This window comes from Kitasatospora sp. NPDC057542, assembly GCF_042801945.1.
GTDB lineage: Bacteria > Actinomycetota > Actinomycetes > Streptomycetales > Streptomycetaceae > Kitasatospora.
Window position 1 is genome coordinate 1 of the sequence record NZ_JBHVFE010000537.1, and the last position, 5,627, is coordinate 5,627.

Here is a 5,627-nt window from a genome sequence, read left to right on the forward strand (position 1 = left end):
AGCGGATCCCGGGGGATCCGACGTGCGCGATACTGGGATTGAACCAGTGACCCCTACCGTGTCAAGGTAGTGCTCTCCCGCTGAGCTAATCGCGCCTGGTGCGGTGGTGTTGCAGCAGGCCCCGGAGGGCCCGTTACTGTGCGCGATACTGGGATTGAACCAGTGACCCCTACCGTGTCAAGGTAGTGCTCTCCCGCTGAGCTAATCGCGCCTGGTGTGGCGGTCCTGCAGCGGATCCCGGGGGATCCGACGTGCGCGATACTGGGATTGAACCAGTGACCCCTACCGTGTCAAGGTAGTGCTCTCCCGCTGAGCTAATCGCGCGGGGAGGCCCCCGGTGGAACCGGGGGGACCTCTTGGAGGTGGAGACGGGATTTGAACCCGTGTACACGGCTTTGCAGGCCGTTGCCTCGCCTCTCGGCCACTCCACCAGGCAACACATGAAGAACGATCTTACACTGTTCTCCATCGAGCGGACGACGAGATTCGAACTCGCGACCCTCACCTTGGCAAGGTGATGCTCTACCAACTGAGCCACGTCCGCCTGTCTCCCGGGATCTTCACCGACTTTCCTCGGCTGCGCTCCCCGGCGACGTGTTGAACTCTAGCGGATTCCCGGGCCAGCTAAAAATCCGTTCCCGCAGCATGCCGAGGGGATGACCGGTGAGTGCCGTCCCGTCAGCCCTCCCGGCCGGTCACCGGCCACCACCTGCGGCACTCCCGGACGATCATCCGCAGGTCACCCGACGCACACCCGCGCGACGCACACGGCTGCTCGTGCGCGGGGGCGCGGGCCCGACCCGGCCCACGCCCCCCGACCTACACTTCAGGCACCGCCCCCAGCACCACCGCGCAGGAGAACCGTGTCCGGCCACCCCGACCCCCGTACCCCGCTCGCTCGCTTCGGCGGCCGCCTGGCCACCGGACTGCGTGACGTCACCTCGGACCCGGCGGCCCTCGACTCCGCCGGCCACTGGGCCGTCGCCTACGACTTCGAGGGCCGCCTCACCTGCGCCCGCTTCGACGAAGTCCGCCCCGCCCCCGCCCCGCCCTCCGGCGCCGGCTGGCGCGGACCGGAGGCCGGCAGCTGGCACAGCTCCCTCGACCGCGCCGCCTACACCGCGGGCGTCCGCCGCATCCGCGAGCACATAGCCGCCGGCGAGGTCTACCAGGCCAACCTCTGCCGGGTGCTGTCCGCACCGCTGCCCGAACCGGACCGCAGCGACGTCGACGCCCTCACCGGCCTCCTCGCCCACGGCAACCCCGCCCCCTACGCCGGCACCATCCGCCTGCCCGGGCACGGCGTCGAGATCGCCACCGCCTCGCCCGAGCTCTACCTGCGCCGCACCGGCCGCACCGTGTCCTCCGGGCCGATCAAGGGCACCGGCCGCACCGAGGACGACCTCCTCGACAAGGACCACGCCGAGAACGTGATGATCGTCGACCTGGTCCGCAACGACCTCGGCCGGGTCTGCGAGACCGGCAGCGTCACCGTCCCCGACCTCTGCGCCGTCGAGAAGCACCCCGGCCTGGTCCACCTGGTCTCCACCGTCGAGGGCACCCTGCGCGAGGGCGCCGGCTGGCCCGAGCTCCTCGCCGCCACCTTCCCGCCCGGCTCCGTCACCGGCGCCCCCAAGTCCAGCGCCCTGCGGATCATCGAAGCGCTGGAGACCGCCCCGCGCGGCCCGTACTGCGGCGCCGTCGGCTGGGTCGACGCCGACCGCGGCGAGGCCGAACTCGCCGTCGGCATCCGCACCTTCTGGATCGACCGGACGGACCCGGACGCACCCGTCCTGCGCTTCGGCACCGGCGCCGGCATCACCTGGGGCTCCGACCCCGAGCGCGAATGGGCCGAAACCGAACTGAAGGCCGCCCGACTGGTCGCGATAGCGTCGGGCAGCGAGCCCGGTGGCGAATCCGGCAGCGGATCCGACCCGACCAGGGCCTGAGCCCCTACCGCCTAGGAGCAGCATCCGATGCACAACCGCCCCACGAGCTGGGTCAACGGCGCCCTCGTCGACTCCGCCGACGCGGCCGTCTCGGTCCTCGACCACGGCCTCACCACCGGCGACGGCGTCTTCGAGACCCTGAAGACGGTCGAGGGCCGGGCCTTCGCGGTCACCCGCCACCTCGACCGCCTCACCCGTTCCGCCCGCGGTCTCGGCCTGGCCGACCCCGACCACGACCTGGTCCGCGAGGCCTGTGCCCAGGTCCTCGCCGCCAACCCGGCACCGCTCGGCCGGCTGCGCATCACCTACACCGGCGGCAACGGTCCGCTCAGCTCCGAGCGCGGCAGCACCGTCCCCACCCTGGTCGTCGCCCTCAGCGCGATCGGCCACCGCCCCGACGAGACCGCCGTCGTGGTCGTCCCCTGGCGCCGCAACGAGTACAGCGCCGTCGCCGGCCTCAAGACCACCTCGTACGCCGAGAACGTCGTCGCCCTGGCCGCCGCCCACCGCGCCGGCGCTTCCGAGGCCCTGCTCGCCAACACCGCCGGACTGCTCTGCGAGGGCACCGGCTCCAACGTCTTCGTGGTCGTCGACGGCCGCCTCCTCACCCCCACCCTGGCCTCCGGCTGCCTGGCCGGCATCACCCGGCAGCTCGTCATCGACTGGTGCGGCGCCGAGGAGACCGACCTCCCGCTCGGCGCACTCCGGGACGCCGAGGAGGTCTTCCTGACCTCCACCACCCGCGACGTCCAGGCCGTCACCCGCGTCGACGACCGCGAACTGCCCGGCATCGGCCCCGTCACCGCCAAGGCGATGGCCGTCTTCACCGAGCGCAGCGGCGACGACCTCGACCCGTGATCCCCGACCGGGGGAGAGCACACGGTGGATAACCTCCCGCGCAAGGGGAAGGGACCACCACATGACCACCACGCTGCGCCCCGAGGGCCCGGAGACACCCACCGCGGCCGGCGGCCGCACCAGACGCTGGCTGATCCTCTCGAACGGCCACCCGGTCGGCGCGCTGCGCACCACCGCCGATCCGCAGGGTGGCCAACTCTGGGGCCGCATATCCGAGTTGGAGATCACCGAGGGGCGCGGACGGGGTCGTGGCACGTTCGGCGGGCTGGCCGCCGAGGAGGTGCTGCGGACCTGGGGCTGCTCCCGGGTCGACATCAGCGTCCCCGGGGCGGCCACGACGGCCCGCGGACTCGCCACCACTCTCGGCTACACCGAGCGGGCCCAGGTCATGTCCAAGCGGCTGGTCGCCGCCCCCGACCTGCCCGCCGGGGTGAGCGCGCGCCCCTTCGACCCGGCCGACCTCGACGACTGGCTCGCCCGGTCCACGGAGCACTTCCGCCACTCGCTCATCGAGTCCGGCCTCACCGAGGAGCAGGCCGGGGCCAGGATCGGCGGCGACGACCGGCCGAGCCCGATCCCGCAGGGCGTCGAGACCCCCGGCGTCGTCCTGCGCAGGCTGTACAGCGCCGACGGCGGGGAAGGCCCGTACGGCTCGCTCTGGATGCAGCTGCGTCTGCGCGACCTGCCGGACGGCGAACCGCTCGCCTGGGTGATGAGCGTCGAGGTGTCCCCGGCCCACCGGGGCCGGGGACACGGACGCACTCTGATGCTGCTCGCCGAACGCGAGTGCCTGGCCGCCGGGGTGCGCAACCTGGGCCTCAACGTCTTCACCCGCAACGAGGTGGCCGCCCGGCTCTACGGCTCGCTGGGCTACGAGGTCACCGAGCGTCTCTACGGCAAGCGGCTGTGATCCGACATGCCGTCAGGACGTCTTCGCCGCCTCGATGACGGCCACGATCTGCGCACGCAGCCCGTCCTGGCTCCGGCCGCCGTCGAGGCGCTTCCCGCCGATCACGTACGTCGGCGTGCCCGTGACCCCGATCGCCTTGCCCTCGGCCTGGTCGGCGTCGACGGTCAGCATGTGCCGGCCGTCGACCAGCGCGGTGTCCACCTCGTCGACGTCGGCCCCGACCTCCCGGGCCACCTCCAGCAGCACTTGCTGTCCGCGCGCGTCCAGCTCCGCGGTGCGGGCCAGCAATGCCTCCACGAACGGCCAGCCCTGCCCCTGCGCGAACGCCTCCTCGGCTGCCTCCGCGGCGGCGTAGGCATGCTTGTGCTTCTCCAGCGGGAAGTGCCGCAGCTCCACGGTCAGCGCGTCGCCGTACTGCGCGCGCAGCGCCCGTACGTCGTCCAGCGCGGTGTGGCAGTCCGGGCACTGGAGGTCGCACCAGAACTCGAGGCGGGGGAGGGAACCATCGATCATTCCCCCAGTGTTCCACTAGTGGGCGCCCGCTCCGGGCGGAGGTGCGCCCGAGGGCGGACCGAGAGGAAGGCACCGATGACCAGGACGACCGGACACGAAGGAGTGGTCCCGTGCTGAGCGCGGCGATCAGCTTCATCCTCACGGCGGGCGGGGTGGCCTTCGCGGGGCTGCGGGCCTACCGGCGGCGCTTCCTGTCGGCGACCCGGTGGTTCGCGGTGGCCCTGCTGCCCGCCGGGCTCTACCTGACCGGCCTGTTCCCGCTGGCGAGCACGATCGGCCGGGAGTTCGCCGACTGGGCGGGCAAGCTGGTCCTCGACCCCCGGGTGTGGACCGGCATCGCGCTGCTCGGCGTCTCCGCGGTCCTGCTGGTCACCACCCGCTGGGTGGGCCGCCGCGGCAGTGCGGTGGTGGAGGGTGCCCCGGAGCGCCCGGCCGCGGCCGGCCCGGCGCCCGAGCGCCCGGCGGTGGCGGCGACGCCCAAGGCCCCGAAGAAGCCGGCCGCGGGCAAGCGGGAGGACGGCCTCGGCGACTTCGCCGACATCGAGGAGATCCTCCGCAAGCGCGGGATCTAGGGCGGCGGCGGGTCAGGCGGAGGGGACGGCCTCCGCCGACCGCTGCCGTGCCCGGTAGGCGGCGACGTGCAGCCGGTTGCCGCAGGTGCGGCTGTCGCAGTAGCGCCGCGAGCGGTTCCGGGAGAGGTCCACGAAGACCCGCGCGCAGTCCGGGGCCTCGCAGCGGCGCAGCCGCTCCCGCTCGCCCGCCATGAGGATGAAGGCCAGCGCCATGCCCAGCTCGGCCGCCAGGTGGTCGCCGAGCGCGGCGTGCGGCGCGAAGTAGTGGATGTGCCAGTCGTGGTCGTCGTGGTTGGTCAGCCGGGGCGTCGTCCCGGCTGCCGCGACGATCGAGTTGACCAGCTCGGCGGCCTCCGCGGTGGACTCCGTCGCGAACACCTCACGCAGCCGGGTGCGCAGCTCGTGCACCCGCCGCAGGTCGTGCTCGGTCAGCGAGTCGATCTCGCTGATCTCCTGGCGGACCACGAAGGCGTCCAGCGCGGCGACGTCCGGCAGTCGCTCGGCGCCACACACCTCGGGCGCGGTGTTGAGCAGCTCCACGAGGATGCTCAGCGCGCACTCGGTGTCATGGGTGATCAGCACGTTGGGGGCTCCTCGCGCAGGGGGACTCCGATACCCCGCGTCCGCGGTTACCCCAGACCATACCGGGCCTCGTGCCGGTGGGGCGGCGCCTTCTTTCGAAGATGTGTGCGTACTCCGGCAAGGCGCCCGAAACCGGGCGTCGCCCGGGCCTGTCGGCGTCCGAACCGGCGTGCGAGACTCGCAGGTGTGGGCGGCCGGTGAAAGACGTCGGCGCCCGACACCGAGGCCGGCCATCCGTGGGGA

The 5,627-nt window shown here is 72.7% G+C and carries 6 protein-coding genes and 5 tRNA genes; 4 read left to right on the forward strand and 7 right to left on the reverse strand.

The annotated features are described in order from the left end of the window. Positions 1-23: 23 nt before the first annotated feature. The 5 genes from ACFU7Y_RS38835 to ACFU7Y_RS38855 form a co-directional block, all read right to left on the reverse strand. Positions 24-95 (reverse strand) — tRNA-Val (locus tag ACFU7Y_RS38835). A 44-nt stretch (positions 96-139) separates the two neighbouring features. Then, positions 140-211, reverse strand: a tRNA-Val gene (locus ACFU7Y_RS38840). Positions 212-252: 41 nt separating this feature from the next. Continuing rightward, positions 253-324: transfer RNA gene (locus ACFU7Y_RS38845), tRNA-Val, on the reverse strand. Between the two features lie 33 nt (positions 325-357). After that, positions 358-431, reverse strand: a tRNA-Cys gene (locus tag ACFU7Y_RS38850). A gap of 40 nt (positions 432-471) precedes the next feature. Further along, positions 472-544 (reverse strand) — tRNA-Gly (locus ACFU7Y_RS38855). Positions 545-863: 319 nt separating this feature from the next. Between ACFU7Y_RS38855 and ACFU7Y_RS38860 the strand changes: the two genes are divergently transcribed. The 3 genes from ACFU7Y_RS38860 to ACFU7Y_RS38870 all read left to right on the forward strand — a co-directional run bounded on the left by ACFU7Y_RS38860 (position 864) and on the right by ACFU7Y_RS38870 (position 3,717). Then, a complete protein-coding gene (locus tag ACFU7Y_RS38860; protein ID WP_224283889.1) occupies positions 864-1,949 on the forward strand; it encodes a chorismate-binding protein in 1,086 nt (361 codons plus the stop codon). 27 nt (positions 1,950-1,976) lie between these two features. Further along, the gene (locus ACFU7Y_RS38865) at positions 1,977-2,807 is read left to right on the forward strand and encodes an aminotransferase class IV (RefSeq protein ID WP_224283888.1); all 831 of its coding nucleotides are present in this window, start codon (positions 1,977-1,979) and stop codon (positions 2,805-2,807) included. 61 nt (positions 2,808-2,868) lie between these two features. After that, a complete protein-coding gene (locus ACFU7Y_RS38870) occupies positions 2,869-3,717 on the forward strand; it encodes a GNAT family N-acetyltransferase (protein WP_224283887.1) in 849 nt (282 codons plus the stop codon). A 12-nt stretch (positions 3,718-3,729) separates the two neighbouring features. On the opposite strand, the gene ACFU7Y_RS38875 is transcribed toward ACFU7Y_RS38870, so the two are convergent. Then, complete coding sequence (locus ACFU7Y_RS38875) at positions 3,730-4,230, reverse strand: DsbA family protein (RefSeq protein ID WP_224283886.1); 501 nt, start codon at positions 4,228-4,230, stop codon at positions 3,730-3,732. A gap of 110 nt (positions 4,231-4,340) precedes the next feature. Between ACFU7Y_RS38875 and ACFU7Y_RS38880 the strand changes: the two genes are divergently transcribed. Continuing rightward, complete coding sequence (locus ACFU7Y_RS38880; protein ID WP_380771186.1) at positions 4,341-4,802, forward strand: hypothetical protein; 462 nt, start codon at positions 4,341-4,343, stop codon at positions 4,800-4,802. 12 nt (positions 4,803-4,814) lie between these two features. On the opposite strand, the gene ACFU7Y_RS38885 is transcribed toward ACFU7Y_RS38880, so the two are convergent. Further along, positions 4,815-5,384 (reverse strand): CGNR zinc finger domain-containing protein, encoded by a 570-nt coding sequence (locus ACFU7Y_RS38885; RefSeq protein ID WP_224278788.1) that lies wholly within the window; start codon positions 5,382-5,384, stop codon positions 4,815-4,817. Positions 5,385-5,627: the final 243 nt, after the last annotated feature.

Bases quoted from the DNA above. Each gene is read 5' to 3' on its own strand.
- ACFU7Y_RS38865 (WP_224283888.1), top strand. From the start codon at position 1,977: ATGCACAACCGCCCCACGAGCTGGGTCAACGGCGCCCTCGTCGACTCC.
- ACFU7Y_RS38875 (WP_224283886.1), bottom strand. From the start codon at position 4,230: ATGATCGATGGTTCCCTCCCCCGCCTCGAGTTCTGGTGCGACCTCCAG.
- ACFU7Y_RS38870 (WP_224283887.1), top strand. From the start codon at position 2,869: ATGACCACCACGCTGCGCCCCGAGGGCCCGGAGACACCCACCGCGGCC.